Source organism: Exiguobacterium sp. A1_3_1 (genome assembly GCF_048985645.1).
GTDB lineage: Bacteria > Bacillota > Bacilli > Exiguobacteriales > Exiguobacteriaceae > Exiguobacterium_A > Exiguobacterium_A indicum.
On the sequence record NZ_WBYY01000323.1, the window covers coordinates 1 to 891 of the forward strand.

8 tRNA genes are annotated in these 891 nt (G+C 49.8%); all 8 read right to left on the minus strand.

Features of this window, described 5'->3' with window-relative positions:
- Positions 1-112 precede the first annotated feature (112 nt).
- The 8 genes from F8N00_RS18135 to F8N00_RS18170 all read right to left on the minus strand — a co-directional run bounded on the left by F8N00_RS18135 (position 113) and on the right by F8N00_RS18170 (position 820).
- A tRNA-Ala gene (locus tag F8N00_RS18135) sits at positions 113-185 on the minus strand.
- A 28-nt stretch (positions 186-213) separates the two neighbouring features.
- Positions 214-290, minus strand: a tRNA-Ile gene (locus F8N00_RS18140).
- 18 nt (positions 291-308) lie between these two features.
- Positions 309-385, minus strand: a tRNA-Arg gene (locus tag F8N00_RS18145).
- A 6-nt stretch (positions 386-391) separates the two neighbouring features.
- A tRNA-Leu gene (locus F8N00_RS18150) sits at positions 392-478 on the minus strand.
- Positions 479-495: 17 nt separating this feature from the next.
- A tRNA-Lys gene (locus F8N00_RS18155) sits at positions 496-571 on the minus strand.
- A 7-nt stretch (positions 572-578) separates the two neighbouring features.
- Positions 579-650: transfer RNA gene (locus F8N00_RS18160), tRNA-Gln, on the minus strand.
- Positions 651-660: 10 nt separating this feature from the next.
- Positions 661-733: transfer RNA gene (locus tag F8N00_RS18165), tRNA-His, on the minus strand.
- Positions 734-744: 11 nt separating this feature from the next.
- A tRNA-Thr gene (locus tag F8N00_RS18170) sits at positions 745-820 on the minus strand.
- Between the last annotated feature and the right edge of the window lie 71 nt (positions 821-891).

The window sequence follows — 891 nt, forward strand, 5'->3', positions numbered from 1 at the left end:
TTGGTATTCTAAGAACACACGTCTTAAATGACATGGTTAATTAAAAGTTTGATGTCTTGTTGATGTCTTCAGTTTTCAAGGTGCGAGTGCCTTATCCAAAGGACAAGACAAATGGAGCCTAGCGGGATCGAACCGCTGACCTCCTGCGTGCAAGGCAGGCGCTCTCCCAGCTGAGCTAAGGCCCCAGGATTGGAATTGAAATTATAATGGAAATGGTGGGCCTAAGTGGACTCGAACCACCGACCTCACGCTTATCAGGCGTGCGCTCTAACCGGCTGAGCTATAGGCCCGTCAAAGCAAACAAAATATGGTGCACCCTGAGAGATTCGAACTCCCGACCCCTTGATTCGTAGTCAAGTACTCTATCCAGCTGAGCTAAGGGTGCATCATATGGTGCGGTCGAGAGGACTTGAACCTCCACGATGTTGCCACCACTAGGCCCTCAACCTAGCGCGTCTACCGATTCCGCCACGACCGCAAATATGAAATTAAAAATGGTGTGTCATGCAGGATTCGAACCTGCGACCCTCTGATTAAAAGTCAGATGCTCTACCAACTGAGCTAATGACACATAAAAACTGGGCTGGAAGGGATCGAACCTTCGCGTGCTGGAATCAAAATCCAGTGCCTTACCACTTGGCTACAGCCCAATAATAAGAGGGCGACTGATGGGAATTGAACCCACGAATGCCGGAATCACAATCCGGTGCGTTAACCACTTCGCCACAATCGCCAAAATAAAAATGGTGCCGGCAACAGGAGTCGAACCCGCGACCTACTGATTACAAGTCAGTTGCTCTACCAGCTGAGCTACACCGGCACAAAAAGTATAATGGTGACCCGTACGGGATTCGAACCCGTGTTACCGCCGTGAAAGGGCGGTGTCTTAAC